Annotated in this window: 22 protein-coding genes, 1 tRNA gene and 1 pseudogene; 8 read left to right on the top strand and 16 right to left on the bottom strand. The window is 61.8% G+C overall.

Going from position 1 to position 18,913, the window contains the following annotated elements; translation table 11 throughout:
* Positions 1-52: 52 nt before the first annotated feature.
* From LVY71_RS21420 to LVY71_RS21410, 3 genes are all read left to right on the top strand, one after another.
* Positions 53-850 (top strand): DNA-3-methyladenine glycosylase family protein, encoded by a 798-nt coding sequence (locus tag LVY71_RS21420; protein WP_235101951.1) that lies wholly within the window; start codon positions 53-55, stop codon positions 848-850.
* Positions 847-1,938, top strand: a complete 1,092-nt coding sequence (locus tag LVY71_RS21415; RefSeq protein ID WP_235101950.1) for a DUF2855 family protein — start codon at positions 847-849, stop codon at positions 1,936-1,938. The genes LVY71_RS21420 and LVY71_RS21415 overlap by 4 nt, the downstream gene beginning before the upstream one ends.
* Positions 1,939-2,056: 118 nt before the next feature.
* A complete protein-coding gene (locus LVY71_RS21410) occupies positions 2,057-2,614 on the top strand; it encodes an HNH endonuclease (protein ID WP_235101949.1) in 558 nt (185 codons plus the stop codon).
* Here LVY71_RS21410 and LVY71_RS21405 read toward each other — a convergent pair.
* From LVY71_RS21405 to LVY71_RS21380, 6 genes and pseudogenes are all read right to left on the bottom strand, one after another.
* Positions 2,587-2,991 (bottom strand): annotated as a pseudogene (locus LVY71_RS21405) (helix-turn-helix domain-containing protein); the annotation flags it as partial. The gene LVY71_RS21410 and the pseudogene LVY71_RS21405 sit on opposite strands and share 28 nt — an antisense overlap.
* A 221-nt stretch (positions 2,992-3,212) precedes the next feature.
* The gene (locus LVY71_RS21400) at positions 3,213-4,151 is read right to left on the bottom strand and encodes a cyclase family protein (protein WP_235101948.1); all 939 of its coding nucleotides are present in this window, start codon (positions 4,149-4,151) and stop codon (positions 3,213-3,215) included.
* A gap of 139 nt (positions 4,152-4,290) precedes the next feature.
* Positions 4,291-5,013 (bottom strand): LrgB family protein, encoded by a 723-nt coding sequence (locus LVY71_RS21395; RefSeq protein ID WP_235101947.1) that lies wholly within the window; start codon positions 5,011-5,013, stop codon positions 4,291-4,293.
* Positions 5,010-5,396: a CidA/LrgA family protein gene (locus LVY71_RS21390; RefSeq protein WP_235101946.1), complete on the bottom strand. Its 387-nt coding sequence runs from the start codon at positions 5,394-5,396 to the stop codon at positions 5,010-5,012. Before LVY71_RS21390 ends, LVY71_RS21395 begins: the two co-directional genes overlap by 4 nt.
* Positions 5,397-5,501: 105 nt before the next feature.
* A complete protein-coding gene (locus tag LVY71_RS21385; RefSeq protein ID WP_235101945.1) occupies positions 5,502-6,326 on the bottom strand; it encodes an LssY C-terminal domain-containing protein in 825 nt (274 codons plus the stop codon).
* Positions 6,327-6,438: 112 nt separating this feature from the next.
* On the bottom strand, positions 6,439-6,915 hold the full coding sequence (locus tag LVY71_RS21380; RefSeq protein WP_235101944.1) for a hypothetical protein: 477 nt from the start codon (positions 6,913-6,915) through the stop codon (positions 6,439-6,441).
* Positions 6,916-7,104: 189 nt separating this feature from the next.
* Here LVY71_RS21380 and LVY71_RS21375 point away from each other — a divergent pair, with 189 nt between their 5' ends.
* Positions 7,105-7,365, top strand: a complete 261-nt coding sequence (locus LVY71_RS21375; protein ID WP_235101943.1) for a PsiF family protein — start codon at positions 7,105-7,107, stop codon at positions 7,363-7,365.
* 166 nt (positions 7,366-7,531) lie between these two features.
* The gene (locus tag LVY71_RS21370) at positions 7,532-8,620 is read left to right on the top strand and encodes an AbrB family transcriptional regulator (protein ID WP_235101942.1); all 1,089 of its coding nucleotides are present in this window, start codon (positions 7,532-7,534) and stop codon (positions 8,618-8,620) included.
* Here LVY71_RS21370 and LVY71_RS21365 read toward each other — a convergent pair.
* A complete protein-coding gene (locus LVY71_RS21365; protein ID WP_235102199.1) occupies positions 8,617-9,132 on the bottom strand; it encodes a disulfide bond formation protein B in 516 nt (171 codons plus the stop codon). The genes LVY71_RS21370 and LVY71_RS21365 overlap by 4 nt on opposite strands.
* 161 nt (positions 9,133-9,293) lie before the next feature.
* Between LVY71_RS21365 and LVY71_RS21360 the strand changes: the two genes are divergently transcribed.
* Positions 9,294-9,378 (top strand) — tRNA-Leu (locus LVY71_RS21360).
* 1,016 nt (positions 9,379-10,394) lie between these two features.
* Positions 10,395-10,721 (top strand): hypothetical protein, encoded by a 327-nt coding sequence (locus LVY71_RS21355; protein ID WP_235101941.1) that lies wholly within the window; start codon positions 10,395-10,397, stop codon positions 10,719-10,721.
* 97 nt (positions 10,722-10,818) lie between these two features.
* Here LVY71_RS21355 and LVY71_RS21350 read toward each other — a convergent pair whose 3' ends face one another.
* The 7 genes from LVY71_RS21350 to LVY71_RS21320 all read right to left on the bottom strand — a co-directional run bounded on the left by LVY71_RS21350 (position 10,819) and on the right by LVY71_RS21320 (position 15,380).
* Positions 10,819-11,256 (bottom strand): hypothetical protein, encoded by a 438-nt coding sequence (locus LVY71_RS21350; protein ID WP_235101940.1) that lies wholly within the window; start codon positions 11,254-11,256, stop codon positions 10,819-10,821.
* A 34-nt stretch (positions 11,257-11,290) separates the two neighbouring features.
* Positions 11,291-12,064 (bottom strand): thioesterase family protein, encoded by a 774-nt coding sequence (locus LVY71_RS21345; RefSeq protein ID WP_235101939.1) that lies wholly within the window; start codon positions 12,062-12,064, stop codon positions 11,291-11,293.
* 26 nt (positions 12,065-12,090) lie between these two features.
* Complete coding sequence (locus LVY71_RS21340; protein WP_235101938.1) at positions 12,091-13,059, bottom strand: NAD(P)H-dependent flavin oxidoreductase; 969 nt, start codon at positions 13,057-13,059, stop codon at positions 12,091-12,093.
* Positions 13,060-13,164: 105 nt separating this feature from the next.
* A complete protein-coding gene (locus tag LVY71_RS21335; RefSeq protein ID WP_235101937.1) occupies positions 13,165-13,719 on the bottom strand; it encodes a hypothetical protein in 555 nt (184 codons plus the stop codon).
* Positions 13,720-13,764: 45 nt separating this feature from the next.
* Positions 13,765-14,346 carry a YqaA family protein gene (locus LVY71_RS21330; RefSeq protein ID WP_235101936.1) on the bottom strand — a complete coding sequence of 194 codons (582 nt, stop codon included), beginning with the start codon at positions 14,344-14,346 and terminating at the stop codon, positions 13,765-13,767.
* Positions 14,347-14,409: 63 nt separating this feature from the next.
* Positions 14,410-14,853, bottom strand: coding sequence for a phosphoribosyl-ATP diphosphatase (gene hisE / locus LVY71_RS21325; protein ID WP_235101935.1), 444 nt, complete (start codon positions 14,851-14,853; stop codon positions 14,410-14,412).
* A gap of 128 nt (positions 14,854-14,981) precedes the next feature.
* Positions 14,982-15,380 (bottom strand): hypothetical protein, encoded by a 399-nt coding sequence (locus LVY71_RS21320; RefSeq protein WP_235101934.1) that lies wholly within the window; start codon positions 15,378-15,380, stop codon positions 14,982-14,984.
* Between the two features lie 247 nt (positions 15,381-15,627).
* Between LVY71_RS21320 and LVY71_RS21315 the strand changes: the two genes are divergently transcribed.
* The gene (locus LVY71_RS21315) at positions 15,628-16,668 is read left to right on the top strand and encodes an ABC transporter substrate-binding protein (protein ID WP_235101933.1); all 1,041 of its coding nucleotides are present in this window, start codon (positions 15,628-15,630) and stop codon (positions 16,666-16,668) included.
* A gap of 71 nt (positions 16,669-16,739) precedes the next feature.
* On the opposite strand, the gene LVY71_RS21310 is transcribed toward LVY71_RS21315, so the two are convergent.
* Together LVY71_RS21310 and LVY71_RS21305 are read right to left on the bottom strand one after the other, a co-directional pair.
* Positions 16,740-17,747 (bottom strand): quinone oxidoreductase family protein, encoded by a 1,008-nt coding sequence (locus LVY71_RS21310; protein ID WP_235101932.1) that lies wholly within the window; start codon positions 17,745-17,747, stop codon positions 16,740-16,742.
* A 2-nt stretch (positions 17,748-17,749) separates the two neighbouring features.
* Positions 17,750-18,859 carry an alkene reductase gene (locus LVY71_RS21305; protein WP_235101931.1) on the bottom strand — a complete coding sequence of 370 codons (1,110 nt, stop codon included), beginning with the start codon at positions 18,857-18,859 and terminating at the stop codon, positions 17,750-17,752.
* Positions 18,860-18,913: the final 54 nt, after the last annotated feature.

Here is an 18,913-nt window from a genome sequence, read left to right as displayed (position 1 = left end):
AGTGCGGTGGCATTTGCACCCTCGCCTTTTTCCCTTCATGCTTGTTAATTCAATGACAGTCCACCTCGACACACAAGCCGACCTCGAAGACGCGATCAATGCGCTGGTCCGGTTCGATCCCCGGCTCGGGCCCGTGCTCGAGGTTGCGGGGATGCCGGCCCTGCGGCGGCGCGAACCCGGCTTCGCAGGTCTCGCGGCGATCGTCTGCGGGCAGCAACTATCGACCAAGGCCGCTGCGGCAATCTGGGGCCGCGTCAGCACATCGTTCAATCCATTTCATCACGATGCGCTGAAGACCGCGCGCGCGGACCGGCTCGGGCGTCTCGGCCTCTCGGCGGCGAAAATCAAGACGCTGAAATTCATCGCCCGTGAGCTGAGCGCGGAGCGAATCAATCTCGATGTGCTCGCGGAAGAAGATGCGGACGTGGCACACGCGACGCTGACCAAGCTGCATGGCATCGGACCTTGGACCGCCGACATCTATCTTCTGTTCTGCCTCGGCCACGGCGATGCATGGCCGGCGGGCGATCTCGCCGTGCAGGAGGCGATGCGGATCGGCCTCGGGCTGAAAGCGCGGCCGACGGTGAAAGAGATGCATCCCCTCGCCGAACCGTGGCGGCCATTCCGTGGCGCCGCAGCGCATCTGTGGTGGTCGTACTATCATGCCGTGAAAAAACGCGAGGGCGTGATCGCGGGAACTGACAAGAAGACAATCAAGCCAAGAAAGGCGAAATCAGTTTCAAACAGCAAAGGCGTTTTAAACAAATCCCGCGTCGCAAAAGCGTCAGCAAAGCCGGAGAAGACTGCACGCCGAAAGAAAGCAGCAACAAAGGCGGGAGCACGCAAATGACATCATCGACTCAATTTGTCGTGGAGCGCAACGATCTAGCGAAGTGCCGGCTGATCGAGACGCCGTTGCCGGGCGCGATGCAACTGCCGGAAGACGGCCTGCTGGTGAAGGTCGACCGCTTCGCATTCACCGCGAACAACATCACCTACGCCATGCTCGGCGATCAGTTGAAATACTGGGATCTGTTTCCCGCACCGGAAGGGTTCGGCAACATTCCGGTGTGGGGATTCGGCAAAGTTATGGAATCGCGCCATCCGGACATCGCCAGGGGCGAAGTATTGTTCGGCTATTTTCCCATGGCGACGCATCTTGTGATCGAAGCCGCCGACGTGAAGAGAACCGGTTTCCGCGACGCCGCCACTCACCGGCAAAATGTATCGCCGGTCTACAACACCTATGCGCGCGTCACCGGCGACCCGGCGTTCGAGGGCCACGAGGGCGACTATCAGGCGCTGCTGCGTCCGTTGTTCATGCTGTCATTCCTCGTGGACGACTTTCTCGCCGACAAGGATTTCTTCGGTGCCACCAGCGTGATCCTCTCCAGTGCATCGAGCAAGACGGCATTCGGACTGGCGTGGCTGCTGCATACCCATCGCAAGCCGGTGCGCGTGATTGGCCTGACCTCCGCAGCGAATGTCGACTTCGTCACATCGCTGGGCTGCTACGATGAGGTCGTGACCTACGACAAGGTCGAATCGATGCCGGTTCAGCCCACAGCCTTTGTCGACATGGCTGGCAATCCAGATCTGCGCACCCGGCTGCACCGGCGCTTCGGCGACCGCATGGTCTACAGCGGCCGGGTCGGCCTGACCCATCAGGATGCAGCCCCGGACGACGACAGCCTGCCCGGAGCCAGGCCGACGTGGTTCTTCGCGCCGGACCAGATCCGCAGGCGCGCCAAGGAATGGGGTCCGGGAGGGATCGACCAGCGATTCGGCGCGGTCTGGTCCGGCTTCACGGCGGCGCTGGGACCGAAGCTGGAGATTGTGGAAAGCCGGGGTTCCGATGCGGTCCAGCGAATCTATCTCGACACGCTCAAGGGCCGCGTAAAGCCGGCACAGGCGCACATGCTGTCGATGGCCGACTGAGCCGGCGCAGTCACCTGAGGGTGAGCGGAAACGCTCTTCACAATCCCGTCACGCTGCCTGTAGTATGTCATCCCAAGCTGCTTCGCAGCCAATTGGGGTTTGGGGCCAGGAGCGTTACTTGAACGCACATGTGTCACAAGGCGGTTGGCCGGTGCTGGTGTTGAACGCGGACTTCCGGCCGCTGAGTTACTATCCGTTGTCGCTCTGGTCCTGGCAGGATGCTGTCAAGGCCGTGTTCCTCGACCGCGTCAATATCGTTGCGAACTACGATCACGCGGTTCACAGCCCGACCTTCGAGATGCAGCTGCCGAGCGTGGTCTCGCTTAAGTCGTTCGTGAAGCCGACGACGCACCCCGCCTTCACCCGGTTCAACGTCTTCCTGCGTGACCGCTTCACCTGCCAGTACTGCACCTCGCAAGATGACCTGACCTTCGACCACATTATTCCACGCTCCCGCGGCGGCCAGACCACATGGGAAAATGTCGTCGCCGCATGCTCACCCTGCAACCTGCGCAAGGGCAACATGACGATGGAGCAGGCCCGGATGCATCCGCGCCAGATGCCGTTCGCGCCGACGGTGCACCAGCTTCATCGAAACGGCCGGCTGTTTCCACCGAACTACTTGCACGAGAGCTGGCTCGACTATCTCTACTGGGACACCGAACTCGATCCGTAAGCGCTGCACCGGATTACGCGGCCGCAGCCATCCGCGCAGCGCGCTTGATCGCCGGGGGCGAATGTCCGCAGAAACGCACGCCGCATCCGTTCCGGATCGGAAAACCCCGTCTCGCGCGCAATCACCCCAACGGGATGACGAGCCTCCTCGATCATCAGACGCACCGCCTCGACACGCAGGTTCTCCACCGCCTTGGCCGGTGACTGTCCGGTTTCGGCGCGAAACGCGCGGCTGAACTGGCGCGGGCTGAGCCGCGCCGCCTCCGCCAGAACTTCCACCGACAAATCCTTTTCCAGATTCTTCTTCACATAGGCGAGCGCATCCTGAATGCGGTCGGACTTCGGCTGCAGATCGAGCAGCGCCGAGAATTGGCTCTCGATCGGAAGGAACTGATTACGTTGCCATCGCTCCCGGATATTGCTGCCTGGACAAATTCGAAGCGGCACGAAAAGGGCTTGGCCCAGGATTGTTGCGAACCCGCGCCGCCAATCGCTACAAGACCAAAACCGCAGCCTAGCTTTCGGCCCGCAGCGCGCAAGACGGATCGCCGTAAATGCCCTCGGGCATCCCCGAGGGCATAGCTTCAACGCGAGCGCGGCTACCTGATCGCGACGGGATTGATCATGCTCTGAACACCGCCTTTGAAGCGCGGCTGGCCCAGCACGAACATGAACTCATACGCCTTGTCCTTCGCCAGTTCCGCCGTGTTCATGTTCTCGAGAATATATGTGCCGTTCATCGGCAGCAAAATCTGGTGCACCTCGAAGATATTCTTCGACTCGAAGGGAATGACCTCAAGCGCCCAAGTGTCGGCTCCGATAGCGACGACGCCCTTGCCGGTTAGATATTTTGCGCCTTCCACACCAAGACCCGGCTCGCCCGCATTGTAACGCTTGTCGTCGTTGCCGATCAGGCTGATCCAGCCGGTATGAAACAGCACGACATCGCCCTGCCTGATCTCCACCCCCTGCTTCCTGGCGACTTCCTCGATTTCCTTGACGTTGAAGGCGGTGCCCTCCTTCACGACATCGACACCGTAATGCGCCGCCATATCCAGCAGCACACCGCGCGCCACGATCGGCGGCACTTTCTCGATACCAAGCTTCTTGAGCCCGGTCGGGTCGGCGAAATCGGCCAACTTGTTGCCGTTGTAGTAGACGTGCTCGACACCGATGTGCCCCAGTCCGTCGATCTGACTGCCGACGCCGGCCCAGCCTTCGATGATGTCGTCGTTATAGGTCGTCTTGCTTGGTCCAAGACCCGAAATGCCGGCCTGTCCCGGCTGAACGATGGTCACCTTGAATCCGCGCGGCGGATAGGCCGGCGTTTTGGAATCCACTGGAATGCCGAGCGCATAAGTCTTGCCGGTCTTGACCAGTTGCGCTGCCTTCACCGCCAGTTCTGGCGTCATGTAATTGGCAGCGCCGATCTCATCGGCCGCACCCCACTTGGATTTTGTCCAGTCTTGCGCTTGTGCAGTTGTTGCAGCCGCCGCCAACAGCGCGGCGGACAGGGTCAGCGTCAGATATCCAGTCATTGTTTGCTCCCATGTGACCGGCTGATTGGGCTGCCGGTTATTGTCACATCGGAATGCTACATCGCGAATATCTCGAAATCATCACAGCGATCAATTGCGCAACGCAACAACGCTGTTGTTTAAAATAATAAATGACCGCTCATCGCAGCAGGACGGTGACCGCGATAGGTACCAGCAGAGACGTCACCAGCGCGTTCAGTCCCATGGCGATGCCTGCGAATACCCCCGCGACTTCATCGACCTGAAACGCCCGCGCCGTGCCGATGCCATGTGAGGCAAGACCGGCCGCGAAACCGCGCGCGCGGAAATCCGTGATCCCCAGCCGGTTCATCGCAGGCGTCACCACGATGGCCCCCATGACGCCGGTCAGCACCGTCGCAATGACGGTGATGGCCGGATTGGCGCCCAGCGTCTCAGAGATGCCCATGGCGACGCCGGCCGTCACCGACTTCGGCGCCAGCGCCAGCACAATGTCGCGCGGCAGGCCTGCGGCCTCGGCGAATAGCATCACCGACACGATCGCCGTCGCCGAACCGACCAGCAGCGCCGCCAGCATCGGCAGGATCGCGGCGGCGACGAGCTTGCGGTTCTCGTAGAGCGGCACAGCCAGCGCGACCGTCGCAGGGCCGAGCAGGAAATGCACGAACTGCGCGCCGCCGAAGTAGGTCGTGTAGCTGGTGCCGGTGAGATACAGAAACACGCCGATAACCCAGATCGAATGAAGCACCGGATTCATCAGCGGATTGCGATGGGTGGCCCGCGACACGGCATCCGCCGCCGCATAGACCGCCAGCGTGACCGTCAGCCACAGCAGCGGCGTTTGCGACAGATAGACCCACAACGAGAATGGATTGCTCGTCATGACGCCCGACGCCTCCGCATCAGGAGGCGATTGATGACCAGAAACGTGCCTGCGGTGACAAGCAGCGTCACCACCACCGATGCCGCAAGCACGAGAGCGATGGCGATGCCGCGTTGCGCCAGCAGGTCAAGATTCTGCACAACGCCAACGCCTGCGGGCACGAACAGCAGCGAGAGATGCGCCAGCATCCCTTTCGATGTTCTCTCCACCGCATTGTCACGCAGCGGACCGCGCGCCAGCGCCTTGAACCGGTCCCGCGCAATCAGCAGTGCAAACAGAAGCGCCATGCCGATCACCGGCCCCGGCAGCGGAAGACGCAAGCCGCGCACGATCACTTCGCCGATCAATTGGCAGATCAGGATGACGCTCAGGCTGGCGATCATGGACGACTCCGCAGGAGATTTCTCGAACAGGAGAGTTAGATGAGTGCGCCTTGCTTCCGCAAGTCAGCATTCAATCCAGTCAATAGCGGCGATGGGCGAACGATCTCACTTCGACGCATTTCGATAGAGTTCTGCGATGTTGTTCCAGATCATGTCCTTGAATTGCACGGCGGGCGGACTGGGGAGGACCACCGGAGGCACCGTTGTCTTTTTGCAGCCCTCGACAAGCCGCATCACCCACACCTCGCCGTCAGTAAAGTAACTGTCGCCGCCGCCATTTCTACCGAGCAGCGTCGAACCGATGCCCATGACCTGATAGCGCGCCGTGATCATGCCCGCTGCCTGCAGACTGGATTCGATCAGATTGCGGTCCAGATCGATGTCGGGCGCGATGTGGTGAGTGATCGCTCCGGTGTAGCGGCTGAAACCAACGCCGCGATCGAACGTGGCTGCGCCGAGCCAGACGGGCCGGCCTTCCTGGCCATCCTTCAACACCATCCACAGCCGAACATGATGGCGCTGGTCGGCGCTCTTCCCGACCGGTTTCTCGAACGCAAGATCCTCCGCGCGGCCGGCATAGAACAGCGGGCTGACCGGCGCGCGCGGATAAGGCTGGTCCAGCAGCACGCTGCCGGAAATCTCGATGCTCGATTTCCATGTGACCGGATCGGCGGCGTACCAGCCCGCCTCGCGCATGGCGCAGAGAATATCCTTTTGCGAACCAACCATTCCGACATTGATCGGATCGCCAGGAATGCCTTGCGCCGTGGTGGTCACCATCGGCAGACCGTCGAGTTTCTTCTGATGTTCGTAATGCCGCCAGAACGACGGCAGGATCAGATAGGCCAGCAACAGATAGCAAAGCAGGACCGGCAAAAAGATGCGGAGCAGAAAGGACCTCAGCCTCGCAGACCGTCCGTGAAGCGGCATCGATGTTGTCAGTCCGTTGCCGGCCGTGCAGCAATCATTGCTGCAACAAGAAAGGCATTGTCGGACGGCATCAGCCGCGTGACAATGCCCTGACGAGATCAGCCAGCCTGCGTCAGCCTTTCAGCTTCTTGGTGCATTCGCTGTAATAGCCGCCGCCCTTTTGAATCCATTTCAGACCGCCGTTGGCATTGGTCGCCTTGTTGGCGTTGTATTGATCGACGCAGGTGTGCATCCGCGCCTTGCCAGCGGTTTCCTTGGAATACTTCGGGGAGACCGCAGTCGGGAATACAGCCGGTCCTGCCGCTGCCGCGGGCGCCGCAGCCGGCTTCGGTGTTTCGGCGGCCTTTGGGACCGCTTTGGGCGCTTCCTTGGGAGCCGCAGTGGTTGCAGCCGCCGGGGTGGCGTCGGCGCCGCATTGCGCCTTGCGGAAGTCATTCCATTTCTGATCGCCGAGCGTGCCGGCAGTCTTGGCCGCCTGGTACTTGGCGCTGCATTCCTGCGCCGTCAGAGCCTGCGCCGGACTGAACGACGCCGCGAGAGCAAAACCCGACAGCGTGGCGGCAACCATCGCGAAATATTTAACCGTCATCGAAATCTCCTCACGTGGGCGATCAAGAGACCTTCATCCTAGCCGACCGCCACCGCGTTTCAACGGAGGGGCTCGCGCGGCAATCAAAAAATAATGATCGGCCGGATCAATGCTGCGCAGCACCGTTCATTTCCGGTTCAGGCTCACAATCCAACCGTGCGCCGGGCTGACACACAAGGTGATCCCATGATGACAATCTTCTCACGCACTGCCGCGGCGGCCATCGCATTCTCCCTGATCCTTGGCGGCTCGGCCTTCGCCCAAGGCACGGCGACGCCTGCGCCCGCCACCAAGACCGCGCCGGACAAGATGGCTCCGGCCAAGCCGAAGGCCGAGCGCACCGCCGCCTCGCTCGAATGTTCGAAACAGGCGGACGCCAAGGGTTTGCATGGCAAGGAGCGCAAGAAATTCCGCTCCGAATGCAAGAAGGGCGCAACCAAGGCCAACTGATTTCGCGACCCGAGGAAGGGCAAGCAACCGCAAGCCCTTCTTCCCTCCTTGCGAAGCAGCCTGCCGGGCACACGCATGGCCATCGCGTGACCCATGCCGGTTGCGCATTTGCGGCGCATGTCCCGATTTGTGATAACGAAATCCTCGTGCATCACATCCCACATCCATGACGCCCGTTCTTCAAACGCTGTCGCGCATTCGCCATGTGTCGCAGCGCGACATCCTGCATACGTCTGAAACGCTGCTGATCGGTTTGGCGGGAGGCCTGCTGTTCGAATGGCTGCAACTTCCGGGCGGCCTGATTTCCGGGGCCATGATCACGGTCGGCGCGGCCGCCATCGCGGGCCGGCCGATGGGCCTGCCGCCGCTGATGGCGCATATCATCCTGATGACGCTCGGACTGTCTCTGGGTTCGATGGTCACGCCGCAGATGCTGACCAACATGGCGGCCTATCCGGTCAGCATCGCCATTCTGGCCGTGTCCACCTCCTGCGCCACGATCGGCAGCAGCCTCTATCTCCAGCGCATTCACCACTGGGACCGGACTTCCGCCCTGCTGGCGGGCAGCCCCGGCGCGCTGTCCCAGATCATCATGCTCGCCAACGAACGGCACGCCGATGTCGCCGGCATCGCGGTGGTGCAGACCATGCGCGTCATCATCCTCACGGCGGCGCTGCCGCTGATCCTCGCCGCATCCGGACTGGCGCAGCACGGCGGCGCGCCGCTGCGCGCGGCTCCGGCAACGCCACTGGCGCTCGCTGTCCTTGTCGCGGTAAGCGTGGCGGCGGCACTGGTGCTGCGGGTATTGAAATTTCCCGCAAGCTGGATGTTCGGCGCAATGCTCGGCTCCAGCGCGCTGCACGGTTCAGGATCGATTGAGGGTGGATTGCCAACATGGGCCTATGCCGCGGCGCTGATCGGGATCGGTGCGCTGATCGGCACACGGTTTGCGCGGATTTCGGCCCGCACCCTGCTCAGCCATATGACGGCGGCCATCGGATCGTTCACAGTGGCCATCGTGGTCTCGGCCATCTTCGTCGGCCTCGTCACCCTGACGACCCATGCACGGCTCAGCGATATCGTGGTCGCATTCTCACCCGGCGCGATGGACGCCATGCTGGCGCTGGCCCTGACGCTACACATCGATCCGATTTTCGTCGGCGCACACCATCTGTCGCGCTTTTTCTTCGTATCGATCGCAACACCGGGCATCGTACATCTGTTCGGACGACCGCAGGTGGATGCGGATGACTAGCGCGCTGTCTTGCTCACGCCCCACACGGCCAGCGCCGCCATGGCCAGCGAGATCAGCACGTTGTAACCCGCCAGCGACAAGCCGAGAAATTTCCACTGCACCTCGTCGCAGCGGATCACCTTCACCTTGTTGAGGCCGTCCAGCAGGTTGCCGGTGTTGCCGAAATCGACGATCGGGCCGGTGCAATCCGTCGGACCCTGCCAGAAGCCCCACTCGACCCCGGCGTGATAAGCACCGAGCCCGGCATTGGCCAGCAGCGCCAAGACAAGAATGACGAGGCCGGCGGCGAGCAGACGCCGCGAGGCACCCTTCGCCGCACCCAGCGCGATCAGCGCGGCCAGCGGAATGGCAAGGTAATAGGCATAGCGCTGCTCAAGACAGAGGGGACAGGGCCGGATATCGAGGACAAGCTGGAAAAACCATGCCCCCGCGATGGTCGCGGCGGCAATAACGGCAATTGCCGCGGCTGCGATGAACACCGCGTCCCTTGAACCGGCCGCATGTCCCGTCATCGTGTCGCTTGCCACCTAGAGGTCTCCTGTCCCGATCGGACCACTAGCTTGCCTGCCCGTTCCTGTCGATGCTGGCGGCGATCACAGGCGGTTGACCGCGGCCGGGCGGGGGCTATATTCCGCCGGCTTCGTGACCCTTGCCCTCCGGTGGCGGTCCGTTGGCCCCTGTGGCGGAATTGGTAGACGCGCTCGACTCAAAATCGAGTTCCGCAAGGAGTGCTGGTTCGATTCCGGCCAGGGGCACCATTCTTTTTCCATCACTGTATCCCTTCGCTTCCCGACCGGACTCTACCGGTCCCGACAGCGGGACAGTTCCGTTCGCCATGAGTGCTTCCGCAATTTGGGTTCATGCCTCCGATGGATGTCGAGACTTTCGTCTGCTGTTCAGCCGCCAAAGATCTTCCGGAACATTGCATCTCTCGCCCTGTTGTCGCAGAGGTCCGCATAGTCGCTGAGGCGCTTATTCTCATGGCGGTCGTACTCGGTCTCGGTAGCGCAGCGCATGCAGGACCGTGCACCACGGGAAAATCTGCAGAAATGCGAGACGCGGGCTCAGGCCCGACGCCTGGCAACACCGGAGCAACGGTCGGAACAAGCTCGAGCGCCGCTCAGCATCCACCGACGGGCATCATGAACCAGCAAACCGGCGGTGGTCCGGCCTCATCAGAGGATGCCCAGAGGCAGATGCAGGGACAACCTACGGCCGCACAGCAGGCCGAAGGAGCGAAGTCATCGATGGGCAACTCGACCGGTAACGATTGTTGATCCTCGAGACCGGGCCGCTCACGGACGCTCCGAGCTGCATCAAGAGAGCGACGGCTGACACCAGAGCAACAGGACCCGACGCTATCCGATAACACGCGCCGGCTGGCGAACTCGACGTCGCGCACCGGTGCCGCCGTTCGGCGGGCACACACCGAAACCTGCGCCTTCTCCTTCACGCGAGTTCTTCATAATCGTCCGCAATTATTCTTCCGGACAGCGCTGTTCATCAGCTATCTCAACAAACGAACGCGTCACGTATCCAAATTTATGCATCGCAACAAATTCACTCAAACTGTCTGCATTGAATTTATAGATCGGATGCCAATCCGCATCCCGCACACATACGAACGTCTTACGCGCTTTAGTGGTGCAGGCCGAGCACTACAATGCTAAGATGTTCGATAGACGATCACGGCATTCGTTGACATATCCTACTGACAACAGCCGCCAAGGCGCCACAGTCATAGCGGTGAATACACCGGTACATCGGAATCGTCATGCTCAAAGGTCTTTACAAAGTCGAGTTTGAAACACCACGCGGGAAGGCTTGCGGTGTCGTGAACGCGGAGAATGGAAAAATCCGCGGCGGCAGTTCAGCGTTTGCCTATATCGGCTCCTACACCCAGAACGGTCATTCGATCACGGGCAAGGTTTCCAGCATCCGGCACACACCGGATCCCGACCATCCGTCAGTGTTCGGTTTCGACGAGGTCAAAATCGAGTTTCACGGAGCCGTCAAAGGTGACCTCGCGATCTGCGAAGGGACCGCAGCGGAGTTTCCCAGCATCGGATTCAAGGCCGTGCTGACGCGCGTCGCCGACTAACCGGCCTTGCCGGCGAACGCAGACCTCAGCAGTATTGGATACCGCCCAGCAGCTTTCGAACATCACTCAGAGCTGCAGGCCATCCGAGGTGCGCCCCTCAGCCGCACTTCATCCTGCCCTTGAAGACTTTTTCACCGCCCGCCTGATCGAGCGAAAGCACGTAGCGCCCGGCGTATGAATCGTCGGCGGACTTGTAGGCTCCGATCAGGATGAGGCTGCCGGTGGGTTCGTCTTTGGCGTCGGGAACGACGATCCGGAGCCGAAGCTCATTGCCGTAAATCCACTGGTGTTCGATATGTTTCTGCTCGATCGCGCGCCGGGATCGCAGAGCCTTATCATCGCCGGCCTTGATCTCGATTGATCCCTGGTTGACCTGGACAATGCCGCCGGTCCCGCCGGTCAATGCGAAAATCTCGAAGTTCAGTTGCTTGTCGTCGATTGAACAATCGAGATTGCCTGTCGCCCATGCATTCGGCGCAACAAGCGGCAGACAGAACAGAGTAAATCCCAAAGTCTGAATCGTTCGGAATGACATCAGCGTCCCTGTTTGTTGCTTGTCTCTCCAGCTCTCAGCGCGGCTCAACCACCAGGCACTGGATCGCGCGGCCGAAATATCCGTGAAGATCGCCGAGGTGCGAGACAGCAAGGCCCGCGCCATCGGGACCCAGCGTCATTTCGGAATTCAGCAGTATCCAGTCGCCAACCGGTTGCCGCGCGAACGTCACCGTCAGATCCGCATTGATGAAACTCCATTTGGCGAAATCGAGCACCGCTGAAACACCATTCGAACAATCGGCGGCAAGCGCGGCCCGCATTGCCTGCGATGTCGCCGCGCCTTCGACGATCGGGCGATCGGCGCGAAACCAGATGGCGCCGGGGCCAGGCTGAAGAAAGCCGCCGCGCACGGCACGAAGCGTCAGCCCCTGAATGAACTTGCTGGAGTTTCCCGCCTCGTCGGTCCTGCCGGTTTCCGGCCCGGGAACGTCAAGCGGCGCCCCCGTCGCTGTCCCATCCGGAAATATAACGGGCTGCGTCCTGGTCTTGAGAACGGTGGCGCGCGCGACCTCGACACCATCGGCAAACAGACGGACCGCGCAAAGCTGAATCTTGCGGCCCTCACGCACGACCTGGGTCTCGATGGTCAGCGGTGCCACCGGCACCGGACGCATCAGATCGACGGTAAGCCGCGCCACATGCATCGGCTGCGGCGTGGGAATGCGCTCGGCCGCCCAGACGATCAGCGACGACGGCGCGCCGCCATGCTGCATGCGCAGATCCCACGGACCCGCGGCATGCTCGCTGGTGAACGCACGATTTCCTTCGACGCGAAAAACGGCTTCCATGATTTCCTGCTTTTCGCCCCCGCGGTTCAGAGCGGCGGATCGATCGCGGCTTCGTATTCGGCCTTGAAACGCGCCACCAGATCGGCGACCGGCTGCACCTTGTCGACACTTCCGATGCCTTGCCCGCTTCCCCAGATTTCCTTCCAGGCCTTTGGCTTGTTACGTTCGCCGCTGGCGTCGGTGCCGAAGTTCATCTTCGACGGATCGGAAACCGGCAGATTGTCCGGGTCCATGCCCGCGGCCACGATCGACGGCTTGAGATAATTGCCGTGCACGCCGGTGAAAAGATTCGAATAGACGATATCTTCGGCCGCCGACGACGCGATCATGTCCTTGTAGTTCTCCGGCGCGTTGGCTTCGCTGGTGGCGATAAAGGCCGAGCCGATATAGGCGAAGTCCGCGCCGAGCACGCGGGCCGCGCGAATGGCGCGCCCGTTGCCCATTGCGCCGGACAGCGCGATGGGGCCGTCGAACCATTGCCGGGTCTCCGCCACGAACGCGAATGGTGAAATGGCGCCGGCATGACCGCCTGCACCGGCAGCCACCAGCACCAGACCGTCAGCGCCCTTCTCGATCGCCTTGTGCGCGAATTTCTGGTTGATCACGTCGTGAAAAGTGATGCCGCCCCAGCCATGCACCGCCTGATTCAACTCCTCACGCGCGCCGAGCGAGGTGATCACCATTGGCACCTTGTGCTTCTCACACACCGCCAGATCCTGATCGAGACGGTTGTTGGACTTGTGCACGATCTGGTTGACGGCGAACGGCGCGGACAGACGATCGGGATGCGCCTTGTCATGCGCCGCCAGCTCTTCCTTGATCCGGTGCAGCCATTCATCGAGCAGCGCAGCCGGACGCGCGTTCAACGCTGGAAACGAGCCGACGATTCCCGCCTTGCACTGGGCGATGACGAGATCCGGTCCCGACACAATGAACAGCGGCGACCCGATCACCGGAATCGAAAGGCGACCTTTGAACAAGGCAGGCATCGACATCAAGAAAATCCTCTTCCGCAGAATGAAACACGCGCGGGCGCTATTGCCGCAGCAATTGTGCCACGGTCATAGGGGCTACGCGCATTTCTTGAAAGAGGCTTGCGTCTACTGGCAAACGGCCCGTGTGACGAAATTTTCGGTCCGGCACGCGCCGTTGCCGGAAAAATACGCTTTTGCCGAGCATTTCTGGCTGGATTCGATGTCGACGCTGCGGCCTTCCGCGTAGCCCTTCGCCTTGCAGAGCTGGTCTGCCGCGAGCTTGCAGTCCGGCGCGCCATTGGCCGCGGCAGGACAAAGCGTGCGTCCCGTAGTCACCGTCTGGCCGGACAGCGGTGCAATCCGCTTCAGGCTGTCGGTCGCGTCCTTGGCGCTCGAGTTCAAACCATCGAGGGCCTGACCGGCGCTGGGCAGCGTCGAGCTGAGACCGGAGGCCGAATCCTTCAGCAGCTTGCCGAGTTCTTCCACCAGCCCCGGATTGTTGCGCTCCGGAGCAGGCGGAGACGCGGCCGGCGGCGGTGCGGCTTGCTGCGATGGCGCGACCTGAAGCTGCGGCTGCTGCGACCACGCCGCCGTCGCAGCCGTCAGCATGACCGAGAGGGCCGCCAGCAGAACTATGCGTGCCCGCACGTCCACGAACAGTTCGCTGATGTGATTGGACATGCCCTTACGTTATCCCGCCGCCCCCGCCGGGAAAAGAGCTGTCAGCTAGAACAACCGGAAAGCGATAACGAAACCGATCACCAGCGTGCCGGCTGCAATGGCGACCCACAGCCCGAGGCGCTTCTCGATGACTTCGCGAATCCATGTGCCGTAGCGGTTCAGCACGACCGCGACGATGAAAAACCGCCCGCCACGCGCGATGATCGAAAAAACCACGAACAGCAGCAAATTATAGTTGGCGAATCCGGATGTGATGGTGACGAGCTTGTACGGGATCGGCGTGAGGCCTTTCAGCAGAATAATCCACGCACCGTATTCGGCGTAAGACGCTCGAAACGCCTCAACCTTGTCGCCGTAGCCATAGAGGTTGATCAGCCACTGCCCGACGGAGTCGTAGAGCAGCGCGCCGATGCCATAGCCGACAACGCCACCCGCGACCGAAGTCACCGTACAGACCAGCGCATAAAGCCAAGCCTTCTGCGGCCGCGCCAGCGACATCGGGATCAGCATGACGTCGGGAGGGATCGGAAAGAACGAGCTTTCCGCGAACGACACCGCCCCCATCAGCCAGAGGGCATAGGGCTTGTCGGCGGCGGCAATGCACCAGTCATACATACGTCTCAGCATGGCGCGATGAACCACCGTCCGGCGGATTTGTCCATGTTCGGAAAAAGGAAAAGTCGCGACAGATCAGCGCCGCTTTTTCAGGCGACTACCCTGTAACGCGACAATTGGTCGCCGGGCGACGGCATCGACGGCCTTGGGTGGGGCGACTGCAGCCTTGGGCAGTGATGATTTGGGGAGCGCAGACCTAGATACCGACGACTTGGGCAGCTTTTCGGCAATGCCCTGGACCCGTTCGCGGCGGTCCATTTCAGCCCACACATCCTGCGGACTGACACCGGCTGCGACCCACAGAACCGACAGATTGTAGAGCAGATCGGCGCTTTCCCGGACCACAGCATCCGGGTCGCCGTTGACTGCGTCGATGACGACTTCGATGGCTTCTTCGGCAAGCTTCTTGGCCATTTTGGCCGGCCCGCGCTGGAACAGCCGGGCGGTACGCGACGTCGAAGGATCGAGATCCTTGGCCGCGACCACTGCGTGATAAAGCCGTTCTAGCGAATCACTCATCCTTCAAGCCTAGATTAAATCCCTCGCCAGCGAGTTAACAAACCATCCAACAGTCTGAAAATGCTTAAAAAAAGCATTCGCCGGGATTTCTCCCGGCGACGCAGCTCAAATTGGCGATCGTTCAGACATCAGTAACCGTAGTAGCCGCCGCCGTAGTAGGCCGGGCCGCCGTAATAGTGGCCGCCGTAGTACGGATTGCCACCGTAATAGTAGTTATCGCGATAGTAATCGCGGCGGCGCTGTTCGGCCACGACGGCACCGATGGTCCCCAGCGCAAGGCCCATGAAGGCCAGGCCGGCTGCGTTGTTGTTGCGATAGTGACGGCGCGCGACGCGACGGCGCGAACTGAAATCGGTTATCTCTCCCGCAGTCACAGGCGCCGTTGAAACGGCCTTTGCAGCCGGTGCGGCGGTTGCCCCCTGAGCGACGACCGGCAGCGGAACGGTCACGGTCAAGACCAGCGCAGCAGCCGTTGCCAGAACCACAGCTCGGCTGAAGGGCGAAGGCAAAGTCTTCCGAATGAACATTTTAAAGTCCTCACAGGATCATCCTGGCCTGAACAGGCCGGGGAGGGATAACCCCAGCTATTACACTAGGTTCCCGAACCCGAATGCAAGCTGAACGGTAAAAGGCGAAATGGTGGCAATCTGCGGCGCAAAGGGCCAAAAGGTGACGAGCGCGCACTGCGGCGGTTGTCATCATACCAACACAGCGCATGCTCAAAAGCCGCCCTCACGCCATCTCACCATTACCTCGCCAGACCAAGTGCCGCGCATGCTGAAACGCCCGGATCGGATTCTCCGCAAGACCCTGCTGTCGCTCATGCTGCTGATGTGCGCCGTTTGTATTCGCGCGACGCCCGGTCTCGCCGCGACGGCGCTGCACTTCTCGCTCGACCGGCCCGCCGATGGCGCGGCGGCGCCCTTTATCCTGGCCGCGAACCGCGGTCTCTATCGCGCGGAGGGCCTCACCGTCACGACGGCCTCGGCGACCAATTCGCCGGACGCGATCGCGCGCGTTGCATCCGGCAGCAGCGACATCGCGCTGGCCGACATCAATGCGCTCATTCGTTTCCGCGACAAGGACGGATCGCCGCCGGTCAAGGCGGTGTTCGTGCTCTACAACAAGGCACCCTACGCGATCATCGCGCGCAAGAGCCGCGATATCTCGACGATGTCAGACATCGAAGGCAAGACGCTTGGCATCGCCGACGGCGATCTCGCCGCGCGGCTGTGGCCCGCGATCGCGCGGCACAACAACGTTCGGCTCGGCAAGGTGAAAACCGAAAAGATCAGCGCTGCGGTGCGCGAGCCGCTGCTCTCGGCCGGTCAGGTCGATGCTGTGACGGGGTTTTCGTTTCTCTCCGCGATCAACCTGCGCGACCGCGGCATTCCCGCCAACGATCTCGCGGTGTTGCGCTTTTCCGAATTCGGCAGCGAGGTCTACGGCCATGCGCTGATCGTCAATCCGAAGTTCGCCGCCGACAATCCGGATGAGGTGAAGGCATTCGTGCGTGCCACGATCGCGGGCATTCGTCTCGCCATCAAGGATCCCGCGCACGCCATCGACGATGTCGTCGCGCAAGTCAGCGGCGCATCGCGCGACATCGAACTGGAACGGCTGCGCGCCAGCATCGCCGACAATATCGTCACCGACGAAGTCAGGACGAACGGCCTCGGCGGCATCGACGACAACCGTTTCGTCGCGGGCGTTAGCCAGATCGCGGAAAACTACGAATTCCGCAAGCGGCCTCTTCCGTCGGACATTTTCGACGACACGTTTCTGCCGCCGCTGAACATGCGCAAGGTCGACTAGCCGCACAACCGATACGACTTTCGCCGGGGCGGGCACTTTCCAGCCCCGGCGAATTCCCCGTCGCTGAATCGCTATGCGGTCTCTGCCCACGGCTTCAGGATGATCTTGCCCGCGCTGGCGCGCGCCGCGAGGATGCGATGCGCTTCGGCCGCCTTGCTCAGCGGCAGAACGTGCCCGATCTGGACATTGATTTTGCCGGACTTGATGAAGCCGATCAGCTTCAGCAAAGCAGCAACCGCCTGTTGCGGTCGAAATTGAAACCAGCCGCCAACGTAATACGTGATCAGCGACTGGTTCATGCCCAGCATGGTGTAGGGATTCACCGGCTTGCGCTCGCGGGATGCCGCGCCGAACACGACGATACGTCCGAACGGCCCCATGGCCTGAATGCTCTGGGTCAGAACGTCACCGCCGGTTGCTTCGAGCACCACGTCGACGCCCTTGCCGCCGGTGAGTTCGCGCACCTCCTTGACCCAGTCGGACCGGGTGTAGTCGATCGCAGCATCGGCGCCCAGCTTCAAAGCGAGTTCACGCTTGGCCGGTGTACTGGCGGCAGCGATCACCTTGCCGGCGCCGAGCAGCTTGGCGATCTGCACCGCGTAGGTGCCGACACCGCCGCCTGCCGCCTGAACCAGAACGGTTTCGCCCGGCTGCAGTTGCGCGCAGTCGGTGAGCGTTTGCAGCGCCGTCATGCCGGCGACGACCAGCGAGCAGGCCTGGTCCGGTGTGAGACCCTCCGGCAGCGGAATCACCTTCGCGACTTTGGCGACGGCGTACTGGGCATAGCCGCCGGCCCCGCCATTCTCGAGCGAGGCGAAAACCAGCGTTCCAACCGGGATGGTCGTCACGCCCTCGCCCAGCGCTTCCACCACGCCCGCGATCTCGCTGCCCGGAATAAAGGGCAGCGGCGACGGAAACGGATACGGATCGTTGTTCCGTCTCACGACATCGGCGAAGTTGACGCTCGCCGATTCAACCTTGATCAGGACTTCGCCTGCGGCCGGCGTGGGCTTCGGCACGTCCTCGTAAATGAGCACGTCCGGACCGCCATATTCATGCAGTTGCGCGACTTTCATCATTTCTACTCCGCTGCTTCTGCCGGTTCGAGCGCGGGATAGTCGACATAACCGGCCGCATCTCCGCCATAGAAGGTCGCGCGATTGTAGGGATTGAGCGGCGCGCCAAGCTGAAAGCGCCGAGGCAGATCCGGATTGGCGATGAAGTGGCGGCCGAAGGCGACCGCGTCGCCCTGACCGGCGCGGATCGCCGCATCGGCCGACGCACCGACAAAGCCGCCGGCGAGTATCAAGGTCCCGGACCAGAACGGACGCAGGTCGTTGATCGCAAGCGGCGCGCCGGCTTCACCGGCATCGGTGTTGCGGGATTCGATCAGGTGAACATAGGCGATGTTGAGAGGCGCAAGCCGGGTCAGGACGTGGCTGTAGAGTCCGATCGGGTCCGCCTCGCCTGCGTCGTTGACCACGCCGAACGGAGACAGCCGGACGCCGACGCGATCGGCGCCCCAGATATCGACCAGCGCGGTCATCACTTCGATCAGCAGACGGGTGCGATTTTCGACCGAACCGCCATAGGCATCGGTGCGATGATTGGTCTTGCTGTGCAGGAATTGCTCGATCAGATAGCCGTTCGCGCCGTGCAGTTCGACGCCATCGAAACCGGCGGCCAGCGCGTTGCGCGCGCCTTCACGATAGGCCTCGACGATTCCCGGAATCTCTCCGATCTCAAGCGCGCGAGGCGTCTCGAACGGAACCATCTGGAATGAAGGCGTGAATGATTTCCCCGCAGGGGTGATCGCCGATGGCGCGACGGGTTGCACGCCGCCGGGCTGAAAGCTCGGATGGGAAATGCGGCCGGTGTGCCAGAGCTGCATAAAGATGATGCCGCCCTTGGCATGGACCGCATCCGTGATCTTCTTCCATCCGGCGATCTGTTCAGCGGAATGAATGCCCGGCGTTGCCGGGTAGCCCTGACCGTACGGCGTCACCTGCGACGCCTCGGACACAATGAAGCCGCCGGACGACGCGCGCTGCGAATAATACTCGACCCCGAGATCGGTCGGCACATTGCCGGGGACCGCCGCGCGCATGCGCGTGAGAGGGGCCATCACCACGCGATGGGAGAGCGTGTAGCGGCCGAGTTTGAGAGGGGCGAAGAGGTGCGCTGTACTCATGGATTGTCCTTGGGTTGCGAACGGGCCGGAACGCACCGGGTGCGGCCACCTCAT

Source organism: Bradyrhizobium sp. G127, from assembly GCF_021502575.1.
Classification (GTDB): Bacteria; Pseudomonadota; Alphaproteobacteria; order Rhizobiales; family Xanthobacteraceae; genus Afipia.
Note: the sequence above shows the minus strand (reverse complement) of the source record. Positions and strands in the feature narration are given on the sequence as shown.